The sequence below is a fragment of the Burkholderia sp. AU30198 genome (genome assembly GCF_020419825.1).
In the GTDB taxonomy this organism is placed as follows: domain Bacteria; phylum Pseudomonadota; class Gammaproteobacteria; order Burkholderiales; family Burkholderiaceae; genus Burkholderia.
In genome coordinates this window covers 59,124-79,999 of sequence record NZ_JAIZSA010000017.1, presented here as the reverse complement: position 1 = coordinate 79,999, position 20,876 = coordinate 59,124, and the positions used below count along the sequence as shown (strand labels likewise).

Here is a 20,876-nt window from a genome sequence, read left to right as displayed (position 1 = left end):
TTCGAAAGTTAAAAGATGGTTAATACATCGCGTTTTGATGTATTGGTGCCGAATGCATTTGAATGGTGCAAGAATGCTCGTTGTAGCGTTCGGTGACCGTGCTGGAAATTATATTTTCATCATAAAAATCAAGTGCTTACATCGATTTTGTGCGGTAGATTACACATCTTCCTGGTCAAAACGTAAGACAAATGAAATAGCAAACGTTTGCGCATCATGCGATTCTTTCATCAATGTAATGTTTCGTGGTGTGCGAATGGATAATATCGTCACCATTTTGTTAATTTGTTAATTTGTTATTTGTCTGTCGATTTTTCTTTGATTTTATGGATTAACGGTAAATCGATTTAATTTGGAATTTCGACAATCGGGCTGTGCTGATTTGCGCATCCTGGCCGCTACGGTGGCCCGCGTGGCGGGCGTTTCGGGCCGGTTGGGGCATCGAATTTGTAAAAAAGTGCTACAGAGCGGCGGGCCGGGCCGTCATCATTCGCTTTTCGGATTTGTCCTATTGACTGTTTCGCTTATGTTGATATTCGGGCGGGATGCGAAGTGGGGGCGGACCCTTCCGGAAGGTGTGACCTGCTGCCGCTTTGGGCCTGCTGGCGACAGGGTGTGAGTGACGCTGGCCGGCATGGGCGGCGGCGCCGAATTGTCAGATCCGGGGTGTGACAATTTGTCCGGGCGCGGCGAGCACGCGCCGAAGCTTCAGAAAAAAGGGCGGGAGCAAATGGGGCGGGCGCGGCACATCCGGCAGGCGGATGCAGGGCGGTGCGGTGTCGTCCCGCGTGCGATGGGCCGACGTCGAACCGTCGGCGAGCCGGGCAACCCAAGGGATGCGGTACGCCGTGCAAGTGCGACGGGCACGCATCGAGGCTCGGACGGGACGCAGGGCACGGAACAGAACAGCCGCATCGATCGCCGCGGATCGCCTGCTGTGCGCCCGGATGCGGACGAAGCGACTGCGGGCCGCCGGATCCCGGCGCGACTTGGGCCATCCCGGCGTGACGATCGTCGCGGGGCGTTGCCCGGTTGTTCGACCGGGCAACCGGGCCCTGTCCCGAGCGGTTGCCTTACTTCTTGAGAAAGCGCAGCGCGAACCGCGCCATGCGCGGTACGAACATCGGGCGCAGCAGGCGCGTGTCGTAGCCGGCCATCCGCCGGTCGTTCTCCGCAAGACACAGTTCGATCAGCTCGCGCGGGTTGAGCGCATCGCCGATGTCGGCGGTGCTGGTCGCCGGGAAGTTCGCGTCACGCGCGACGCCGTCGGAATCGATGCCGCGCGCGATGCCGATGCGTTCCCGGATCAAATGCACCCACACGGCCGCGACCCGCACGAAGAACCATGGCCGGCGCCACCACGGCAGGCTGCGCCAGTACCACGCGTACCAGTTCACGAAGAACAGGATGTGGCGGCCTTCTTCCTGGATCACCGGCTCGAAGGTGTCGACGAGTTCGGGCGGGAAATAGCCGGAGCGCTGCGCGGAGCGGAACAGGCCGAACGCGAAGAAGCTGTCGATGCATTCGCTGAAGCCCGTGACCATCCACGACCACTCGGGATCCTTCGGCGCAGGATAGGGCGGCTCGGGGGCGAGCCGGATGCCGTATGCTTCGACGAGCTTCGACAGCACGACCTTGTGGCGCGCTTCCTCGCCACCGTCCATCTCGAGCGCGTGGCGCAGCAGCGGATCGCCGATGGTCGCCGCATAGGTCGCGACGCGGATCGAGGCGCGGCCTTCGGTCTGCACCGCGATGTCCCAGATCGGCAGCGACGTGAGCCGTTTGAGTTCGGCGGGCTTGAGCGGCGGCCAGTCGATCACCGCCGGTTTGTACGGGTTGTGTGTGTCGAGCAGCATGCGGCAGAACATCTGCATGTGCGCATCGGAACCGATCCGGACCGGACCTGGCCTCGCGAAGGTCCAGTTGCGCATTGCGTGATCTGCCGCTGCATGTTCTTCCTGCAGCGTGTCGCTCATGGCTGTTGCTATGCGATTACGGGTCGAAAGATTCTTGCATAGCTTCCGTAAACGCGTATTTTCGAGCGGCCATGCGCACGCCGGTCAGGCGCGCGTCACGCGTTCGTGTCGACCCAGAGGCGGCCCCAGCGGGACGCGTAGGCCAGCGCGTGCTCTTCCTCGAAGAAGAAATCGATCGCGTCGAACGACACGGCGCGCGGCGACGGGCCGCCGCTCGCCTTCTCGATCGTCAGGTTGGCGGCGAACAGCCCGTTCGGCAACCGGGCGGCAGCGGGGGCGACTTCGTAGCCCTTGTAGCGAATCGTACGGTTCATGGCGTGCGCGGTGAGAGTTCGGAAGTTCAGCGTACGAAAACCCGCCCGCGGCGTGAACCAATCTTTCGGCCAATGCAAATCACGCGGCGGGCTGAATCGTTATTGGTGCGGGGAACGGGCAGCAGGGAGAGGCATCGACGTACACGGTGCGTGGCCGTTCGTCGGAATGTGCACCGCCCGCGCCGGCGAATGGAGTCGGCCGGGCGCGGGCGGTGGAAGGCGGGGGGATTACTGGTTGGCGATCTTCAGCACGGGTGCAAGCGCATCGACCGATGCGGCATGCGAGGCCGCGCGATGCGATGCGAACGCGAGCGCGAACTCGGCCGCTTGCGTGCCGACCGTCTCGAGCTGCGCGACGACCTTCGGATCCGAGCAGCTGTCGGCGCTGTCGAAGCGCGTTTCGAGCGTGTTGACGGTCGCGCCGAACGGCGTCGGCCAGCCGCGCAGCGCGTGCACGATCGAACGCAGCGACGTCAGCACGGTGCCGGCCGCCTGCCAGCCATAGGCGGTGACGATCAGGCCGACCGCGCGTCCGTCGAGATAGGGGCGATCGTCCGCGCGCAGTTCCTCGAGCGTGTCGAGCGCGTTCTTCACGAGGCCGGAGACGCCGCCGTGATAGCCGGGCGTCGCGATGATGATCGCGTCGGCCTGGCGCACGGCGTCGATCAGTTCGCGCTGCGCGTCGGTCAGCGTTTTGTGTTCGGGGGCGTAGTGCGGCAGCGTATGCAGGAACGGGCCGTCGAACAGGCGCGTGCGTGCGCCGGCCGCCTGCGCACCGCGCAACGCGAACGACAGCGCGCGTTCGGTCGACGACGCTGCCCGGGTGGTACCGCCAATGCCGACGACGAACGGGCGGCGGTGTTGATCGAATGCAGTCAAGGGGCGCTCCTTGGGGATGGCTTGCCCGGCTAAGCACAGGCTTAAAACCCAGATGGTAACGACCCCGCCGTCACTCTGAAAACGACTTTTCGTTCTATCGATATGCCGCGCGGTAGGGGCAATCGTGTGTGCGGCCGCCCAGATCGATAGCAGAAATGCTTGGTTGGGACGGTGAGCCTTGGTCGATAAGATGGGCTCGTCTCCTCCTTGATGTCTCTACTGACATGGGTTGGCCCCGCCGCGCGGATGCAGGCGGGGCTTTTTTTTCGTCCCGGTCAGGAAAAGGGGTGCGATGCGCCGGGCCGTTGCCCGTTACGCGTTACTCGAATACCGGCCGGAAGAAGCTGCGCTCGTAGCTGACGATGCAGCGCGTGTCCTCCGCGTAGCGGAACGCGGCCTGGCAGGCCGGATCGTCCATCGAGCGTTCGCGGTAGCGCTCGTATTCGGCGAGGCTCGGGAACGAGAACATCGCGAGCGCGATGTTGTTCGCCCCTTCGGACGGCAGGAAGTAGCCGTGATGCGTGCCGCCGAATTTTTCGACGAGCGGAATCCACATCTTGCCGTAGGTCTCGAACTGGTCGAGCTTGTACGGATCGATGACGTAGCGAAGGAAGCAGGTGACCATGAGCGCGCTCTGAGCGGTGAGAATCCAGCGAGTCTGGATGGCGCCGCCGCATGTGTCAACGGCGCGCGCCGACGCGTGATCCGGCCGCGAGATGCGTTGCTTGCGCAAGCAACGATCGGCGCGTTTTCATGCGTTCGCAACGACCCACGCAGCGCCGCGGCATGCACCGTCGCTACCGTCTCTCACGCACGCATTTCCCCAAACTTTTACGACATTTTTTCTTGCGAGGGCCACCGGCGCGCTCATAGACTTCGGGCATCCCAACCACGGAGCATGGCAATGTCGATACCCTGGAACGCGATCGCCGAACACACACCTGCCGCGCCGCTTTCGGTGTGCGCCGATCGGGTGATCGTGCGGCGTTTCGATCCGGCCTTCGATAGCTATGCGCAACTCACGCCGATGCTGCATCGCGCATTTGCGCGGCTCGGCGCGATGGGACTCAACTGCACGTGCGTCGACCAGAGCGAGGACGTCACGCGCCGTCGCGCGGAAGCGGGCGAGTGCTACGTCGCCGTGTGCGGCGGGCGCGTGATCGGCACGGCCACGCTCTATGCGACCGATCCGTCGTCGGCGTGCTCGCTGTACCGGCGCGAAGGCGTCGCGAGCGTGCGGCAGGTGGCGGTGGACCCCGCTTGCCAGAGTCGCGGGATCGGCGCGTTGCTGCTGTCGTTCGCCGAGCAATGGGCCGCGTTGCGCGGCTATACGCTGCTCGCACTCGATACGCCGCATCCCGCGTCGCACTTGCTCGCGTTCTACGGCGCGCAGGGTTTCGACATCGTCGACGTGATGCGCTTCGACGGCAAGCGCTACGACAGCGCGATCCTCTGCAAGCGGCCGGTCGCGCAGGTCGCGCGCCGCGTGTCGCCGGCGTCGCGCATGGCCGCGCGCGTGGCGGCCGTGCGGCGTCTTGCCTATGCGTTGCCGTCGCGCGTGGTCGCGGTGGCCCGGCGCGACCTGCACGTGCGCCGTGGCGCAGGCTGGGCAGCGCGACGCGCGGCCGGTGCCGCGAGCTGCCGCTCGTCGCCGTGGCGCCCGCGCCAACACGGGCGCTACACGTTCGGCTGAGCGCCGCGCGCCGGTTCGATTTCCTGCTTTGCCGCGTAAACGTCGTATGAGCGGAGTGTGGCGCTCCCGCTCGTGTACGGCCCTTGAGACACCCCCGCCGCGCCGCGGCGAAACGGACGTTTACGCGCTTTTTATACCTTGACGCGATCCTTTGCCGCGATCTTCACGCGAACCTTCATAAGATGGTTTCGTGGAAACGGAAGCCGCACGCGAAAACGCGCGACGGCAGCCGGCTCGCCTGACCGATGCCGGCTGCCGCTGCGCGGGCGTGCCGGCAAAAGGAAACCGCCATGTCTCTCTCTCCCATGACAGGCCCGCGCGCCGCGCAGCCCGGCCACGCGCGCACGGCCGTGCGCTCGATGTTCGATCCCGCGCTCGTGCGCCCGGCGATCGCCGATTCGTTCAGGAAACTCACGCCGCGTACGCAGTTCCGCAACCCGGTGATGTTCTGCGTGTACGTCGGCAGCATCCTGACGACGATCCTGTGGATCGCCGCGCTGTTCGGCCAGGCCGAAGCACCCGCCGGCTTCATCGTCGCGATCGCGCTGTGGCTGTGGTTCACCGTGCTGTTCGCGAACTTCGCCGAAGCGCTCGCCGAAGGGCGTTCGAAGGCACAGGCCGCATCGCTGCGCAGTGCGAAACACAACGTGGTCGCTAAAAAGCTCGCGGCGCCGCGTGCGAAGGCACCCGTCGAGGTGATGGCGTCGACCGACCTGCGCAAAGGCGACGTCGTGCTCGTCGAAACCGGCGACACGATCCCGGCCGACGGCGACGTGATCGAAGGTGTCGCGTCGGTCGACGAATCGGCGATCACCGGCGAATCCGCGCCGGTGATCCGCGAGGCGGGCGGCGACTTCTCGTCGGTGACGGGTGGCACGCGTGTGCTGTCCGACTGGATCGTCGTGCGGGTCGCCGTCAATCCGGGCGAAGCGTTCCTCGACCGGATGATCGCGATGGTCGAGGGCGCGAAGCGCAAGAAGACACCGAACGAGATCGCGCTGACGATCCTGCTCGTTGCGTTGACGATCGTGATGCTGCTTGCGACGGCCACCTTGCTGCCGTTTTCGACGTTCGCGGTCGAAGCGATGAAGGCCGGCCATGTCGTGACGATCACCGCCTTGGTGGCGCTGCTCGTGTGCCTGATCCCGACGACGATCGGCGGCCTTTTGTCCGCGATCGGCGTGGCCGGGATGAGCCGGATGATGCAGGCGAACGTGATCGCGACGTCGGGCCGCGCGGTGGAAGCGGCCGGCGACGTCGACGTGCTGCTGCTCGACAAGACCGGCACGATCACGCTCGGCAACCGCCAGGCGTCGGCGTTCGTGCCCGCGCCGTTCGTGACCGAGGAAGCGCTGGCCGATGCCGCGCAGCTGTCGTCGCTTGCCGACGAAACGCCGGAAGGCCGCAGCATCGTCGTGCTCGCGAAGCAGCGTTTCAACCTGCGCGAGCGCGACATGCAGGCGCTGCATCCGGTGTTCCTGTCGTTCAGCGCGCAGACGCGGATGAGCGGCGTCGATTTGTCCCCCACGGGGACTTCCTCCGGGGCGCCCGGTCGCGAGATCCGCAAAGGCGCGGCGGATGCGATCAAGCATTACGTCGAGTCCCACGGCGGCCGCGTCACGCGCGAAGTCGAAGCGGTCGTGACCGACATCGCGCGCCGCGGCAGCACGCCGCTCGCGGTGGCGGAGCGCGTCGACGGTGTCGCCCGCGTGCTCGGCGTGATCGAGCTGAAGGACATCGTGAAGGGCGGCATCAAGGAGCGCTTCGCGGAGCTGCGCAAGATGGGCATCAAGACCGTGATGGTGACGGGCGACAACCGGCTGACGGCCGCGGCGATCGCGGCGGAAGCGGGTGTCGACGACTTCCTCGCGGAAGCGACGCCGGAAACCAAGCTCGCGACGATCCGGGAGCACCAGGCAGTCGGCCGCCTCGTCGCGATGACGGGCGACGGCACGAACGACGCACCGGCGCTCGCGCAGGCCGACGTGGCGGTCGCGATGAACACTGGCACGCAGGCGGCGAAGGAAGCGGGCAACATGGTCGACCTCGACTCGAACCCGACGAAGCTGATCGAGATCGTCGAGATCGGCAAGCAGATGCTGATGACGCGCGGCTCGCTGACGACGTTTTCGATCGCGAACGACGTCGCGAAGTATTTCGCGATCATCCCGGCCGCATTCGCGACGACGTATCCGCAACTGCGCGTGCTCGACGTGATGCACCTCGCGTCGCCCGCGTCGGCGATCCTGTCGGCGGTGATCTTCAACGCACTGATCATCGTCGCGCTGATCCCGCTGGCACTGAAGGGCGTGCGCTATCGCCCGCTCGGCGCGGCGCCGCTGCTGCGCCGCAACCTGTTGCTGTACGGCCTCGGCGGCGTGCTGCTGCCGTTCCCGTTCATCAAGCTGATCGACATGGTGCTGGTGGCATGCGGATGGGCCTGAGCATGGGCGCGCATGACGCCCCGGACGAAGGCGCTGCCGCATGAGCGAACCGACCGTCGTCATCGTGATCGTCGACGAAGACAGGTTCATCCGGCATTTCGTCCGTGTCGCGCTGAAGGCCGAACACATGCACGTCTGCGAGGCCGAGACGGGTGCGGCGGGCGTGGCGGCCGTCGGCGCACGGCGGCCCGACCTGATCGTCGCGGATACGAACCTGCGAGACCTTGGCGGCATCGAACTGATCCGTGCGCTGCGCGCGTGTTCGGCCGCGCCGCTGATCGTGCTGTCGGCGCTGAGTGCGGAAAGCGACAAGGTCGCCGCGCTCGACGCGGGCGCGGACGACTATCTGACCAAGCCGTTCGGCGCTGCCGAGCTGATTGCGCGGATTCGTGCGCACCTGCGGCGGCAGGCCGGCGGCGGGCGCGTCGACGCGGTGCGCGTGCGCTTCGGCGACGTGACCGTCGATCTAGGCGATCGCCAGGTGTGGCGCGGCGGTGCGCGCGTGCATCTGAGTCCGATCGAATTCCGCTTGCTGGCCGCGCTCGCGCATCACGCGGGCCGGCTGCTCACGCACGACCGCCTGCTGAGCGAGGTGTGGGGCGCGACGCACGGCAAGGATGCGCACTACCTGCGCGTGTATGTCGGCCATCTGCGGCGCAAGCTGGAGTGCGACCCGAGGCGGCCCGAATACATCGTGACGGAGACGGGCGTCGGCTACCGGCTCGTCGGCGTGCAGTAGCGACGCGCTCAGGGGTTCGCGGCCGTCCGCAGCGCGTCGTCACTCGCCGTGCCGCTCGAACGGCGCAGCTGCGCATCGAATTGCTGCACGCGCAGCGCGACGCGTTGCGCATAGCGCTTCGTGCCGCCGTTGTAGCGCACGAGCGCGGTTTCGACGTCGCCGTCCGCATCGTCGAGATAGCCGCGGAAGATGGCCGCGCCGATCCGCACGTTGGTGGCCGGATCGGACAAGTCCTTCACGTGCGCGACGAGATCGCGATGGGCGGTAGGCAGCACCTGCATCAACCCGCGCGCGCCGGCGACACTGACCGCGTGGCGATCGAAGCCCGACTCGACCGCGATGATCGCGAGCAGCAGCGCCGGTGCGAGCCCGTAGCGATCCGATTCGGTCTGCACCGCGCGGGCGATCGTGCGCGCGTCGGCATACGCGACGTGAAAGCGGTTGCGCAGCGCGGTGACGATCGTATCGAGGGTGGGGGGAGGCGATGCTTCGGGCGTGCTGGCGGCGGTGATCGGCGCTGCGGGCGTGTCGTCGGCATGCGCGGGCAATGCGATCGACAGCGGCAGCACGATCGGGAAGAGCAGCAGAAGCCGCTTCAGCCGCAGGGCCGGGCGCACGCGTGTGCGTGGCAGCGGCCGGTCATACGATGGATAGGTTTCCTGCATGTCGTCGCATCGTGGTTCCGATGCGACGACTGTACGCAGTTATGCATTGCGACCGTCGAAAGAAACCGGCACGCGAGATAAACGGCGCGTAAAGACGGGCGGACGGGCGGACGGGCGACGGGCGGTGCGCATGACCGCGTGGCGTCACTCGTCGCGGCCGCGCGTATCGCCGCCGCCTTTCGCGAGGCGCCATGCGATCGTGCCGAGCACGCCGACCGCGACGACCAGCGCGCCCCACAGCACGAAGCGGCGCGGCGCGTCCGTATCGGCGGCCGGCGCCGGCGCGACCACCGAGACCGGCAACGCCGCGCCGACGCGCGCGGGCCGCACTTCGGGCGCCATGCCGACCAGCAGTGCGTCGCGGCTCACGGCTGACGACACGCGCGACGCGTCGCCGACGCCGAGCGTAAACGGCGGCGTGCCGCGCGCGACGAACGTCAGCGCGGCCGGATGCCAGCCGATCGCGACGGCCGGCTGGCCGCCGCCGAAGCCGCCGTTGCGCATGTCGACGACGATTCGCCACGCGCGATCCGTATTCGCCGCGAACTCGAGCGGCGGATTGCGCTGCTCGCCGGCCTTGCCCTGCAGCCGGAACAGCACGGCGCCCGTGACGTCGCGCCACGGCGCCTGTGCGTCGGCGCGGCTCTGCAGCGTCGCGCGCGCGACGGTATTCGGCTGCGGCAGGTCGATGCGTACGCGGTCGACCGGATACGCGCCATCGGTGTCGAACAGGTACTCGCCGGGCGTGCCGCCGGCCCGTACGCGCACGGCATCGCGCCATTGGCGCGGCACGGATGCGGTGTCGGTCCCGCGCGCGTTGCGCGGGTGCGTCTCGACGTCGATCGACGCGATCGCGGGTGCGCCGTCGAGCCAGTCGAGCCGCAGGTAGCGCGGCGCCGCGCCTTCGAGCGCGATACGCTCCTGCACCAGCATGTCGTCGCCGTGGCCGACCTTCAGCAGCTGCGTGCTGCCGAGCGACCGCCAGCTGCGCAGGTCGTCGCTGGCTTCGACGGCGACACGCCCCTGGTAGCTGTCGTCGCCCACGTGTACGAGCAGCGCGTCGATGTCGCCGTCCGCATGCGACAAGTCGACGAGATCCGCGCCGTGCTTCGCGCGTGCCGGTGCGGCGACGCCCGCGCGCAGCGCGCCGTCCGGGCCGACCGTCACGCCGAGCGGCGCGTTGCCGTTGTCGGCGCGGACGGGCGGCAGCGGGAACCAGTGCACCGGCGTGCGCGCGGGCGGTACGGCGGGCGTGGCGGCGGCGGGCGCGTCGAGCGAATACGGCACCGGCTCGCCCGCGCCGTTGAAGATACGCACGTCGCCGAGATCGTCGCGCCGGCTCGCCGCATAGACGGGCTGCGGCACGGTGAGCTGGTAGTACGCGGCGGTGCCGTCCAGGTCGAGCGAGAAGCGCTGCGTATCGCGCCCGGCACCGGGCGTGCCGTCGGCCGCCGCGAACGACGCGAGCAGGCTCAGTCCGAGCAGGGCGGCGAGTTGTTTCATGCCTTGTCGTCCTGTTGCGCGGCGGCCTTCGGCGGCAGCGGCGAGAAATAGCCGATCAACAGCAGCAGCACGCCGATGCCGATGAACGACACGATGCGCTCGATGCCGGTCACGTGCGACAGGTCGAACAGGAACAGCTTGACGACCGTGAGCGCGAGCAGCGCGGCGCCGACGAACCACAGCGGACGCAGCCCGCGGCGCGTGGCCCAGATCGTGATCGCGAGCGCGCAGAGCGTCCAGTACACGGAGACCGACGCCTGCACGAGCGTCGATTCCGCCATCGCGCCGAGTTCGTACGGCACGCCGGCCCAGTGATGCAGCGTGCGCAGCAGGATCGCGTTCAGCCACAGGAACGCGGTCGCGCCGGCCGCGCTCAGCAGCGCGACGCGATGGATGTCGAACGACCAGCCGAGCTTGCGCGCACGCACGAACCACGTCGCGGCGAGCGCATAGACGACTGCGAGCACGAGGTCGAGCGGATTGAAGAGCGGTACGCGCGCCCAGCTTCCGCCGTCCTGCGTGAAGTTCGCATAGAAGGTCCACACCCACATCACGACGATCAGCGGCAGCGATGCGAGTGCGCACACGCGGGCGATGCCGTCGCGGCGCGTCAGCCACATGCCGGCGAACGCGAACAGGCTCCAGCCGACCATGAACACCTGCTGGATGCCGAACGACGACAGCACGGTGTCGATGTCGTAGACCATGTGGAAGCGGTGATGCAGCGTGCGCAGCATCAGCGCGTTGAACCACAGGAACACGGTGGCGATGGCCGCGTAGTCGACGACGCGCGGATGCCACGCGATGCCGAGCGTTCGCAGGCGGCGCAGCCACACGGCGAACGCGACGAACACGAGGCACTGCGCGATGTCGAGCGGGTTGAGCAGCGGGAGCCAGAAGAGCGGCGCCGCGTTGCCGTCGCTGGTCACGCTGGCGATGCTCCACAGCCACAGCAGCGCGGCGAGCGGTGCCGCGCCCCACACCTGGTACGCGCGCGGGAACGCCGCGACGGGCCAGCGCAGGCGCGAGCCGGGGCCGGACACCAGCAGGAGCAGCGCGCCGAAGCCGTAGGCCCATGCGCTCCAGCTCCATGCGCCTTCGGGCACGTACGCGCGCAGGCGCCAGAAGCCTTCGAGCGACAGCAGCCCGCACAGGGTCCAGAACGTCAGTGTGTGCAGCGGCGCGATGATGCCTGCGGAGATGAAGGGCACGCGGCCGGGCGTCGCGCCGCTCGCGGCATCGTCGCTTGCGGTGCTGCGCGACTGGCGCCACAGCAGCGCAAGGGCTGCGCCAACAGCGACCGGCCACGCGAACGCGCCCATTCCCGACAGCGGCGCTTCATGTGCATCGAACGCACGCAGCGCGAGCAGCGCCAGCACCGGCGTCAGTGCGAGCGCGGGCCATTCGGCGAGCGGCCACGCAAGCCGGCGGCGTGCGACGTGCGCGAGCCACGCGGTGCCGGCCGCGAACAGCGCGGTCGTATCGACGACGAAGCGGTCGGCATGCAGGTCGACGTGACGGCTCGCGTAGACGAGGATCTCGTGCAGGCCGCCGCTCACCCACCACAGCAGCCCCCACGCGGCAGCGGCGGCACCGATCTCGGGCATCCACGCATGCCACGCGCGCGCTTCGCTGCGCCCGTGCAACCACCAGCCGGTGAACAGGCCGGCGAGCGCGATCAGCAGCATCGCGATGAACGGGCTGTTCAGCACGGGCAGCGCGGCGGCGTCGGCCGGCCCGAGCAGGCTCGTGAAGAACGCGCCGGCCGCGGCAACCTGCATCAGCAGCCCGAAGGCGAATCGCAGCATGCGCTTCTCGCGCACGCCGAGCCAGACGACGGCCGCGCCTTCGATCGCCCACGCGGCGCTGGTCGTCGGGCCGGAGAACGCGAGCGGCACGGCCAGCGTCGCGAAGATCACCGCGAGTGCGAGCGTGGATTCGAACAGCAGCGCGAGGCGGTCGCGGCGCCGCGCGAGCCACGCGGTGACCACGACGTAGAACGCCGACAGCGCGACGGCGCTCCACGCGAGCCCGAACGGCATGTCCTTCACGAGCGATGCCTGCAGTGCGGTCGCGACGATCGGCGTGCCGAACACGAGCGTGCCGTCCACGTAGTGCCGCAGCGCGAGTTCGCGCTTCACCGCATACAGCAGCGCGATGCCGACATACATCAGGAAGAACAGGATGAGGAACGGCTCGGTGCTCGCGAACAGCGCGGGGCGGTAGGCCGTCACGCCCCACGCCGAGCCGATCGTGAACGTGAACACGAAGCCGAGCAGGTTCAGCGGACGCCAGGCCTTGAACCAGGCGATCGCGAAGATGCCCGCGTTCAGCAGCGCGTAGTAGCTGAACAGCGCGACGTGGTTGCCCTGGCCGGTCGACAGCAGCACCGGTGCGAGAAAGCCGCCGGCGGTGCCCATGAACGCGAGCGGCAGCGCGTTCTGCCGTACCGCGAGGAACGCGCTCAGCGCGCACACGGCCACCATCAGCGGGAACGCTGCGCCGACGGGCAGCAGCGCATAAAGCTTGGTCGCGGCGAAGATCGTCAGGTACAGGATGCCGACACCGCCGCCTTGCAGCACGAGCCCGTACGCTGCGCGGCGCGCACGCACGCGCCAGCCGATCGCGAGCAGTGCGGCTGCGGCGAGCGCGGTGCCTGCGAGGCGGAATTCGATCGGCAGCATGTTGTTGTCGGCTGCGTACTTGAGCAGGAACGCGACACCGAAGAACAGCACGATGATCCCGACGCGCACGACCGTGTTGCCGCCGAGCAGCCAGTCGCGCGCGGCGCGGAAGGCGCGCTCGACGAGGTCGGGTTCGCGCGGCTTGGGCGGGGCGGGGGGAACCGACGCTGCGGGGGCCACGGGCGTTTCGCTTGCGCGGGTCGCCGCGGCCGGTGCCGGTATCGATGCCGGTGCAGCGGCGCGAACCGGTGCAGGGGCCGGTGCCGAAGCGGATGCCGGTATGTCCGCGCGTGCAGCGGCCGGCTGCGCAGGCGGGCGCGGCGGCAGGGCGGCCGAGGGCGGGAAGGGTGCGGATGGGGTGACGAATGTCGATGCGGTGCCGGTGGGCCTGTGTACCGCCGCGTCGGCCATGCTCGCGCCGGCCTTCGCGCCGGCCAGCTGGCCGCGCAGCGACGCGACTTCGCGCGTCAGCGTCTCGACGGTTGCTTCAAGGCGCGCGACGCGCTCGGCCAGCGGAACCGGCGGCTGTGCGGGCGCGGCCTGCATCGAGAAGGTGTCGGGTGACGCGGCCTTGGTCTTGCGCTTGCGCTGTTGCAGCGTGTTGTCGAGGCAGAACCCGATCGCGGCGCCGAGCACTGCGCCGGTGATGGCGGAGAAATCCCCGATCAATGCGGCAATCCCGCCCACGATGAAGCCGATTGCGGTAAAAGCCCAGTTCATCTCGCCTTGCTCCCTCTCTCGTATCGTTATCGGCCTGCGATCGGACCTGTGCCGATCGAGGCGGTGTCGGCATGGCCGGCAGGCGAACCAGCATGCGCGGCTGACCACGGTGGCCGCGTGGCGGCCTGCGGCGCGATCAGCCTGTTGGCGGGGAATGTATCACAGCGGCCGTCACGGATTCCCAGGGTTGGCGCGGTATCGCGGCGTGCGCCGTCCGGTGTCGTCGCGCGGCTTTTTGCACGGTCATGCTTTTTATGGGTGAACGCCGTGCGCTTTCGTCTGAGCAGATCGACGCGTGATCGGACGTGAAATTGTCGTAAAGCGACGCGCGCCCGATGCGAATCGGCGCAAAACGCGACGCGATCCGCGCTGCGCTGCTGCGCACAAGTCCGATGTGCGATGCCCGCCGTTGCTGGCCGTGCGCGTATTGCACCGCCGCAATTGCGTGCCGCCGCGTGCTGCGGCCCGCCTGGCGGGGCTGGAGGCCGTGTCGTATTTGCGCAAGCGTTTGTCGTAATTCGTCGGCAGGTCGGGGTTTTTTCTGGCAACTATGTAGGCACGCTAAGACAAGCGCGAGTCCCCGCTACACGAGGAGAAGGTTTCGATGGATGCCCCCAAGGTCGTGGTCGAAGGTCTGTGCAAGGTGTTTGGAAGCAACCCGCAGCAGGCGCTCGACATGCTCGCCGCCGGCGCGACGAAGGACGAGGTGCTCAAGCGCACCGGTCAGGTCGTCGGCGTGCACAACGTCTCCTTCGATGTGCAGGAAGGCGAAATTTTCGTGCTGATGGGCCTGTCCGGCTCCGGCAAGTCGACGCTGATCCGCCTCGTGAACCGGCTGGTCGATCCGAGCGCCGGCAAGGTGATGATCGACGGGCTCGACGTCGCGTCGGCGCGCCGCTCGGCGCTGACCGCGCTGCGCCGCAAGGACATGAGCATGGTGTTCCAGTCGTTCGCGCTGATGCCGCATCGCTCCGTGGTGTCGAACGCCGCGTTCGGCCTGGAAGTCGCGGGTGTCAGCAAGAAGGAACGCGAGCGCCGCGCGATGGAAGTGCTCGAGCAGGTCGGCCTCGCGCCGTTCGCGCACAAGCTGCCGTCCGAGCTGTCGGGCGGGATGCAGCAGCGCGTCGGCCTCGCCCGCGCGCTGGCCGTGAACCCGTCGCTGATGATCATGGACGAGGCGTTCTCCGCGCTCGATCCGCTCAAGCGCCGGGAAATGCAGGATGTGCTGCTGCAACTGCAGAAGGAACAGCGCCGCACGATCATGTTCGTGTCGCACGATCTGGAGGAGGCGCTGCGCATCGGCAACCGCATCGCGATCATGGAAGGCGGCCGGCTCGTGCAGGTCGGCACGCCGCAGGACATCATCGCGAACCCGGCCGACGATTACGTGCGCGCGTTCTTCGACGGCATCGACACCAGCCGCTATCTCACGGCCGGCGACCTGATGCAGACGGGCGCCGTGCCGATCGTGTCGAAGTGCGATGCCGCGAACGTCGCGGCGACGCTGAACGGCAGTGCCGAATACGCGTTCGTGCTCGACGCCGCACGCAAGATCCGCGGCTTCGTCACGCGCGATGCGATCGGTCAGGCCACGCCGTCCGTGCGGCCGATCGAAAGCATCCGGCGCGATGCGTCGCTCGAACATGTCGTCGCGCGTGTGGTCGCGAGCCCGAATGCACTGCCTGTCGTCGACGACGACGGCTGCTACTGCGGCTCGGTCGATCGTGCGCTCATCCTGAAGGCCATCACGCGTTCGCGAGGTTCCCATGTCTGAAATGATTCCGCTCGGTACCTGGGTCGACCAGTCCGTTCACTACCTCCTCGACCACGACGCCAAGACGTTCGACGCGATCGGTCAGGCGATCGAGGGGCTCGCGGCATTCGTCGAGCACAGCCTGCAGGCGATCCCGATGTGGATGATGATGGCGATCTTCATCGGCGTCGGGCTGTGGCGGGTGGGCTGGCGCTTCGCGCTGTTCACCACCGCGTCGCTGCTGCTGATCTTCGCGACGGGCTTCTGGGATCAGACCGTCATCACGCTCGGCCTCACGCTGTCGTCGACGATCATCAGCCTCGTGCTCGGCATCCCGCTCGGCGTCTGGGCTGCGAAGAGCAAGTGGGTGGCCGCGATCGTGCGCCCGATCCTCGACCTGATGCAGACGATGCCCGCGTTCGTCTACCTGATTCCGGCCGCGATGCTGTTCGGTCTCGGCCGCGTGCCGGGGATCCTGTCGACGGTGATCTTCGCGATGCCGCCTGCGGTGCGCCTGACGAGCCTCGGTATCCGCCACGTGAACCGCGAGATCGTCGAAGCCGGCCAGGCCTTCGGCTGCACGCCGTGGCAGCTGCTGTACAAGGTGCAGTTCCCGAATGCGCTGCCGTCGATCATGCAGGGCGTGAACCAGACGATCATGATGGCGCTGTCGATGGTGATCATCGCGTCGATGGTCGGCGCGGGTGGCCTCGGCAACGACGTGCTCGCCAGTATCCAGCGCCTCGACATCGGCCTCGGTTTCGAAAGCGGTCTGTCGGTCGTGCTGCTCGCGATCATTCTCGACCGCATCACCGAAAGCTTCGGTCGCGCGCCGGGCACCGTGAAGGCGCCGCTGTTCTCCGGCCTCAAGCAGCTGTTTCGCGTGAAGGCCGCACCCGCACAGGCCTGACCTCCGGCGGCCGGAATCCCCGGCCGCTCGCCCTGAATATAGATAACGGCCTCCGCGGCTTGCGCCGCGGGGCTGGCCCCCTGCAACCTCCTCGCCAGGAGACCGATGTGACGTCCGCCGTCGCTGTCGCGCCCGCTGCCTGCGTTTCACCGGTTTCGTCCCTCGCCCATTTCGGCTTCCTGACGCTGCCGAACTTCTCGATGATCGCGTTTTCGAGCGCCGTCGAAGTGCTTCGGATGGCGAACTATGTCGGGCGTGACGATCACTACCGGTGGTCGATCTACTCGCTCGACGGGAGTCCGGTGCACGCCAGCAACGGCATCGCGGTGCGGCCCACGCAGGCGCTCGACTACACGAACCTGCCCGACGTGATGATCGTATGCGGCGGCATCCGCATCCGCGACGTGGTCGACGAAGGCGCACGCGATACGCTCGCGGCGCTCGCCGAACGCGGTCTGCCGCTCGGCGGCATCTGCACCGGCGCGTATGCGCTGATGTCGAGCGGGCTGCTCGACGGCTATCGCTGCACCGTGCACTGGGAGAACCTGTCCGCGCTGCATGCCGAGTTTCCGCAAGTTGGTTTCGCCGATGAACTGTTCGTCGTCGACCGCGACCGGCTGACCTGCACCGGCGGCACCGCGCCGCTCGACCTGATGCTGAACCTCGTCGGCATGCGGTTCGGCCAGCAGCTGGCCGCGCAGGTCTCCGAGCAGTTCATCCTGGAGCGCATCCGCAGCTCGACCGATACGCAGCCGATTCCGGTCGATGCGCGCGTCGGCTTCTCGCGCGCGGAGCTGATCGAGGTCGTGCGGCTGATGGAGGCGAACATCGAGGAGCCGCTGTCGCTCGAAGAGCTCGCGCGGCTCGTGCGGCTGTCGCAGCGGCACCTGCAGCGGATGTTCAAGGTGTACCTGAACGTGTCGCCGACCCACTATTACCTGACGCTGCGCCTGAAGCGCGCGCGCGACCTGCTGCGCACGACCGATGCGTCGATCGCGCGCGTGACGACGGTCTGCGGTTTTCATTCGCCCTGCCATTTCAGCAAGGCCTACCGTGCGCAGTTCGGCCACGCGCCGAGCTACGAGCGCCGGTTGCCGGGGCGCTGACCGACCCTATTCCACGACGCCGCCGGGATCGCGGCGCGCGGCTTCAATAAACGATCCCGCATTCAAGCAAACGACATCACTTTGAGGAGAAGCAAGATGAAGCGCCTATTGATCGCAGCGGTGTGCGGGATCGGGATAACCGCGCCGATGTCGGCCGTCTATGCGGCCGACCCGCCCGTGTGCAAGAACGTGCGCTTCGCGGATGTCGGCTGGTCCGACATCGCGGCGACCACGGGCCTCGCATCGACGATGCTGCAGGGCCTCGGCTACAACCCGACGAAGACGATCGCATCGGTGCCGATCACGTTCGCCGGCATCAAGAGCAAGCAGATCGACGTGTTCCTCGGCTACTGGTCGCCGACGATGGACCCGATCATCCAGCCGTTCACGAAGGCCGGCCAGATCAAGGTGCTTTCGACGCCGAACCTGACCGGCGCGAAATACACGCTTGCGGTGCCCGACTACGTGTACCAGGGCGGCCTGAAGTCGTTCGCGGATATTCAAAAGTACGCGGACAAGCTGAACGGCAAGATCTACGGGATCGAACCGGGCAACGACGGCAACCTGCTGATCAAGAAGATGATCGACGGCAACCAGTTCGGTCTCGGCAAGTTCAAGATGGTCGAGTCGAGCGAGGCCGGGATGCTGGTCGAGGTGAATCGCGCGATCCGCGACAAGCAGTGGATCGTGTTCCTCGGGTGGGAACCGCATCCGATGAACGTGCAGATGAAGATCGACTACCTGAGCGGCGGCGACGACGTGTTCGGCCCGAACTACGGCGAAGCGAAGGTGCTGACGGCGACGCCGCCCGACTACTCGCAGCGCTGCCCGAACGTCGCGAAGTTCGTGTCGAACCTGCAGTTCACGACGACGATCGAGAACCACGTGATGGTGCCGATCATGAACAAGGAAGATCCGAACAAGGCGGCGACCGAGTGGCTGAAGGCGAACCCGCAGGCGCTCGACAAGTGGCTCGCCGGCGTGACGACGCTCGACGGCAAGCCGGGCCTGCCGGCGGTGAAGGCGTATCTCGGCGTGCATTGAGCGAGGTGTTCGGGGCTTCACGGTCCTGACTGGAGGCCCGACGTGCTTTCGAGCCGGCGGAAGCAGGACACCCATCCTGCTTCCGCCGGCTTTTTGCATTCGGCTGCACGCGCGACCCGACAGTGAACGAACGATGCGCTAGACTGCCCGATCCCGATCGAGGAGGCGGTCATGATCCGCAACATGCGTGATGTATCCGGATGGCGGCAGGAAGGCGGCAGGCGACTGAACGGAGCGTCCACCCGTGTCGACACGCACGGCCGCCGGATGATGCCGCACCCCGGCAGTCCTTTCGCATGAAGCGCATCGAGCAAGTCGTGCTCGCCGCCGATCTCGCGGGCACGGTGGTGTTCGCGATCGAGGGCGCCAATGCGGCGATCGGTGCCGGACTCGACCTGTTCGGGGTCATGGTGTTGTCGCTCGTCGTTGCGCTCGGCGGCGGCGTGATCCGCGATCTGCTGATCGGCGCACGGCCGCCGAGCGCCGTGAGCGATTGGCGCTATCCGGCACTTGCGTTCGCATCCGGGCTGTTCGCGTTCGTGTTTCACGCGCGGGTCGCGACGTTCTCGCCATCGCTGCTCACGACGCTCGATGCGGCCGGCCTCGCGTTGTTCGCGGTCGCGGGCGCGGTGAAGGCGCTCGAATTCCGGGTTCACCCGTTCATTGCGACGCTGATGGGCGCCGTGACCGGTTGCGGTGGCGGCGTCGTGCGCGATGTGCTGCTCGCGCGGGTGCCGGTCGTGCTGGTCACGGACATCTATGCGAGCGCGGCGCTGCTCGGCGCGGTGTGCGTCGTGTCGTGCAGGCGGCTCGGTTGTCCGCCGATCGTTGCGGCCGTGCTGGGCGGCGTCGCCTGCTTTGCGCTGCGGATGGCGGCGGTGCGCTTCGGCTGGCAATTGCCGAAAATTGCCACGGGCGCGTGAGCGTTCGGCTCACGCCCCCTTCGTCGCCGCCGGCACGTCGAAGATGCGATCGAACGCCCACTGGAACACGAACGCGTAGCAGAAGAAGAACGCGAACAGTCCGATATCGACGACGAACGCGTCGAGCCACGAGATGTCGAGCCACCACGACACGACGGGCACGAGGATGAAGATCAGCCCGCCTTCGAATCCGGTAGCATGCAGGATCCGCCGCCCGAGCGTGCGCGCCGGCTGCCGCCGCGACGCTTCCCAGCGCTCGAACAGCGCGTTGAAGAGCAGGTTCCACAGCATAGCGATCGCCGACATCGTCGCTGACAGTGCCCCCGAATAGACGAGATCCTGCTTGAAGATCGCCGCGATCACGGGCGAGATGCAGGAAATGGCGATCGCTTCGTAGAGCACCGCCTGCGTGATCCTGCGCGGTAGGCCTTGCACGTTGTTTCTCCGGTTCGACGACACGCGCCGCGGCACGGTGCCGCGACGTCCCGCAAAGCTACCCGCGTTGCACGCCCGCTTCAATTCACCTAATCTCACCCCGATTGAATCGAATTCAACCCGGCCGCATCCGGCCCGCGAGGCCCCGTGTTCTCGAAAATCCCCCTGACTGCATTGCGTGTATTCGAGTCGTCGGCGCGGCTCGGCGCGTTCAAGGCCGCCGCGGACGAACTGTCCGTGACGCCGGCCGCCGTGTCGCACCAGATCAAGTCGCTCGAAACCCGGCTCGGCGTGCTGCTGTTCGAGCGCGGCGCGAGCGGCGTGCGGCTCACGGACGAAGGCGAGCGCCTGTTTCGCGCGAGTCACGATGCACTGCTCGCATTGAGTCGCGGGCTCGATGCGGTGCGGCCCGAAGCGATCGGCGAGCGCACGCTCGTGCTGACCACCACGCCCGCCTTTGCCGCGATGTGGCTGATTCCGCGCCTCGGCCGGTTTCGTCATGTCGATCCGCACCTGCACATCAAGGTCGAAACCGGCAACACGCTCGCCGATCTTGAACGCGATGCGCGGATCGATCTTGCGATTCGCGCGACGTCGCGCACGTTTCCCGCGCTAAACGAGATGGCGCTGATCGACGAGTATTTCGGCGCGTATGCGGCCGCCGGATTCGACGCGCATCGCACGGACGAGCCGCTCGACCTGATCGAGACCGTGTGGGACACGCCGCTGCCGGTGTCGGTCGACTGGGCGTCGTGGTGTCGCGCGGCCGGTCGCGAATCGTGGCTCGAACGCGCGGTGTTTCGCCACTACGACGACGAGCATTACGCGTTGCAGGCGGTCCTGCACGGGCAGGGCATCGCGCTGCTCAGCTCCGTGCTGGCTGCCGAGCATGTCGCGCATGGGGCATTGATGCCGATCGAGCCGTCGGTGCGGCTCGACGGCGCGCGCTTCGTCGCGCTGTGCCGGCCGGGGCGGGAGCGGGAGCCGCAGGTCAGGTCGTTTCTCGACTGGCTCGAAGCGGAAATTGCGCAGACGCGGGAGGCGGTGGCGCGGATGGCGGGAGGGGGCTGAGCGGGACCGCATGGCCG

The 20,876-nt window shown here is 67.4% G+C and carries 17 protein-coding genes; 9 read left to right on the top strand and 8 right to left on the bottom strand.

Features of this window, described 5'->3' with window-relative positions:
* Window positions 1–1,073: 1,073 nt before the first annotated feature.
* The 4 genes from LGN19_RS30300 to LGN19_RS30285 form a co-directional block, all read right to left on the bottom strand.
* Complete coding sequence (locus LGN19_RS30300) at window positions 1,074–1,976, bottom strand: ferritin-like domain-containing protein (protein ID WP_226218827.1); 903 nt, start codon at window positions 1,974–1,976, stop codon at window positions 1,074–1,076.
* 95 nt (window positions 1,977–2,071) lie between these two features.
* Window positions 2,072–2,290, bottom strand: coding sequence for a hypothetical protein (locus tag LGN19_RS30295; protein WP_011354057.1), 219 nt, complete (start codon window positions 2,288–2,290; stop codon window positions 2,072–2,074).
* 228 nt (window positions 2,291–2,518) lie between these two features.
* Entirely contained in the window at window positions 2,519–3,169 is a 651-nt protein-coding gene (locus tag LGN19_RS30290) for an NADPH-dependent FMN reductase (RefSeq protein ID WP_027790596.1), read from the bottom strand.
* 319 nt (window positions 3,170–3,488) lie between these two features.
* Window positions 3,489–3,794, bottom strand: a complete 306-nt coding sequence (locus LGN19_RS30285; protein ID WP_122949615.1) for an NIPSNAP family protein — start codon at window positions 3,792–3,794, stop codon at window positions 3,489–3,491.
* Between the two features lie 279 nt (window positions 3,795–4,073).
* Here LGN19_RS30285 and LGN19_RS30280 point away from each other — a divergent pair, with 279 nt between their 5' ends.
* The 3 genes from LGN19_RS30280 to LGN19_RS30270 all read left to right on the top strand — a co-directional run bounded on the left by LGN19_RS30280 (window position 4,074) and on the right by LGN19_RS30270 (window position 8,045).
* Window positions 4,074–4,862, top strand: coding sequence for a GNAT family N-acetyltransferase (locus tag LGN19_RS30280; RefSeq protein WP_122949614.1), 789 nt, complete (start codon window positions 4,074–4,076; stop codon window positions 4,860–4,862).
* Between the two features lie 359 nt (window positions 4,863–5,221).
* Window positions 5,222–7,306: a potassium-transporting ATPase subunit KdpB gene (gene kdpB / locus LGN19_RS30275; RefSeq protein ID WP_122949613.1), complete on the top strand. Its 2,085-nt coding sequence runs from the start codon at window positions 5,222–5,224 to the stop codon at window positions 7,304–7,306.
* A 40-nt stretch (window positions 7,307–7,346) separates the two neighbouring features.
* Window positions 7,347–8,045: a response regulator gene (locus LGN19_RS30270; protein WP_226218826.1), complete on the top strand. Its 699-nt coding sequence runs from the start codon at window positions 7,347–7,349 to the stop codon at window positions 8,043–8,045.
* A gap of 8 nt (window positions 8,046–8,053) precedes the next feature.
* On the opposite strand, the gene LGN19_RS30265 is transcribed toward LGN19_RS30270, so the two are convergent.
* The 3 genes from LGN19_RS30265 to LGN19_RS30255 form a co-directional block, all read right to left on the bottom strand.
* Complete coding sequence (locus LGN19_RS30265; protein ID WP_226218824.1) at window positions 8,054–8,710, bottom strand: lytic transglycosylase domain-containing protein; 657 nt, start codon at window positions 8,708–8,710, stop codon at window positions 8,054–8,056.
* Between the two features lie 144 nt (window positions 8,711–8,854).
* Window positions 8,855–10,213: a DUF3999 domain-containing protein gene (locus tag LGN19_RS30260; RefSeq protein WP_226218823.1), complete on the bottom strand. Its 1,359-nt coding sequence runs from the start codon at window positions 10,211–10,213 to the stop codon at window positions 8,855–8,857.
* Window positions 10,210–13,617 carry a DUF2339 domain-containing protein gene (locus tag LGN19_RS30255; RefSeq protein ID WP_226218821.1) on the bottom strand — a complete coding sequence of 1,136 codons (3,408 nt, stop codon included), beginning with the start codon at window positions 13,615–13,617 and terminating at the stop codon, window positions 10,210–10,212. The genes LGN19_RS30260 and LGN19_RS30255 overlap by 4 nt, the downstream gene beginning before the upstream one ends.
* Before the next feature lie 604 nt (window positions 13,618–14,221).
* Here LGN19_RS30255 and LGN19_RS30250 point away from each other — a divergent pair.
* From LGN19_RS30250 to LGN19_RS30230, 5 genes are all read left to right on the top strand, one after another.
* A complete protein-coding gene (locus LGN19_RS30250) occupies window positions 14,222–15,391 on the top strand; it encodes a quaternary amine ABC transporter ATP-binding protein (RefSeq protein WP_413227253.1) in 1,170 nt (389 codons plus the stop codon).
* Window positions 15,384–16,280, top strand: a complete 897-nt coding sequence (gene choW / locus LGN19_RS30245; RefSeq protein ID WP_122947967.1) for a choline ABC transporter permease subunit — start codon at window positions 15,384–15,386, stop codon at window positions 16,278–16,280. The genes LGN19_RS30250 and choW overlap by 8 nt, the downstream gene beginning before the upstream one ends.
* 107 nt (window positions 16,281–16,387) lie before the next feature.
* Window positions 16,388–17,386 (top strand): GlxA family transcriptional regulator, encoded by a 999-nt coding sequence (locus LGN19_RS30240; RefSeq protein ID WP_122947966.1) that lies wholly within the window; start codon window positions 16,388–16,390, stop codon window positions 17,384–17,386.
* Window positions 17,387–17,482: 96 nt separating this feature from the next.
* Entirely contained in the window at window positions 17,483–18,430 is a 948-nt protein-coding gene (locus LGN19_RS30235) for a choline ABC transporter substrate-binding protein (RefSeq protein ID WP_122947965.1), read from the top strand.
* 296 nt (window positions 18,431–18,726) lie between these two features.
* Window positions 18,727–19,353, top strand: coding sequence for a trimeric intracellular cation channel family protein (locus LGN19_RS30230; protein WP_226218820.1), 627 nt, complete (start codon window positions 18,727–18,729; stop codon window positions 19,351–19,353).
* 9 nt (window positions 19,354–19,362) lie between these two features.
* On the opposite strand, the gene LGN19_RS30225 is transcribed toward LGN19_RS30230, so the two are convergent.
* Window positions 19,363–19,788 (bottom strand): PACE efflux transporter, encoded by a 426-nt coding sequence (locus LGN19_RS30225; protein WP_226218818.1) that lies wholly within the window; start codon window positions 19,786–19,788, stop codon window positions 19,363–19,365.
* Between the two features lie 147 nt (window positions 19,789–19,935).
* Between LGN19_RS30225 and LGN19_RS30220 the strand changes: the two genes are divergently transcribed.
* Complete coding sequence (locus tag LGN19_RS30220) at window positions 19,936–20,859, top strand: LysR substrate-binding domain-containing protein (protein ID WP_226218816.1); 924 nt, start codon at window positions 19,936–19,938, stop codon at window positions 20,857–20,859.
* Window positions 20,860–20,876 lie beyond the last annotated feature (17 nt).

Bases quoted from the DNA above. Each gene is read 5' to 3' on its own strand.
- LGN19_RS30300 (WP_226218827.1), bottom strand. From the start codon at position 1,976: ATGAGCGACACGCTGCAGGAAGAACATGCAGCGGCAGATCACGCAATG.
- LGN19_RS30295 (WP_011354057.1), bottom strand. From the start codon at position 2,290: ATGAACCGTACGATTCGCTACAAGGGCTACGAAGTCGCCCCCGCTGCC.
- LGN19_RS30285 (WP_122949615.1), bottom strand. From the start codon at position 3,794: ATGGTCACCTGCTTCCTTCGCTACGTCATCGATCCGTACAAGCTCGAC.
- LGN19_RS30280 (WP_122949614.1), top strand. From the start codon at position 4,074: ATGTCGATACCCTGGAACGCGATCGCCGAACACACACCTGCCGCGCCG.
- kdpB (WP_122949613.1), top strand. From the start codon at position 5,222: ATGTTCGATCCCGCGCTCGTGCGCCCGGCGATCGCCGATTCGTTCAGG.
- LGN19_RS30270 (WP_226218826.1), top strand. From the start codon at position 7,347: ATGAGCGAACCGACCGTCGTCATCGTGATCGTCGACGAAGACAGGTTC.
- LGN19_RS30265 (WP_226218824.1), bottom strand. From the start codon at position 8,710: ATGCAGGAAACCTATCCATCGTATGACCGGCCGCTGCCACGCACACGC.
- LGN19_RS30260 (WP_226218823.1), bottom strand. From the start codon at position 10,213: ATGAAACAACTCGCCGCCCTGCTCGGACTGAGCCTGCTCGCGTCGTTC.
- LGN19_RS30255 (WP_226218821.1), bottom strand. From the start codon at position 13,617: ATGAACTGGGCTTTTACCGCAATCGGCTTCATCGTGGGCGGGATTGCC.
- LGN19_RS30250 (WP_413227253.1), top strand. From the start codon at position 14,222: ATGGATGCCCCCAAGGTCGTGGTCGAAGGTCTGTGCAAGGTGTTTGGA.
- choW (WP_122947967.1), top strand. From the start codon at position 15,384: ATGTCTGAAATGATTCCGCTCGGTACCTGGGTCGACCAGTCCGTTCAC.
- LGN19_RS30235 (WP_122947965.1), top strand. From the start codon at position 17,483: ATGAAGCGCCTATTGATCGCAGCGGTGTGCGGGATCGGGATAACCGCG.
- LGN19_RS30230 (WP_226218820.1), top strand. From the start codon at position 18,727: ATGAAGCGCATCGAGCAAGTCGTGCTCGCCGCCGATCTCGCGGGCACG.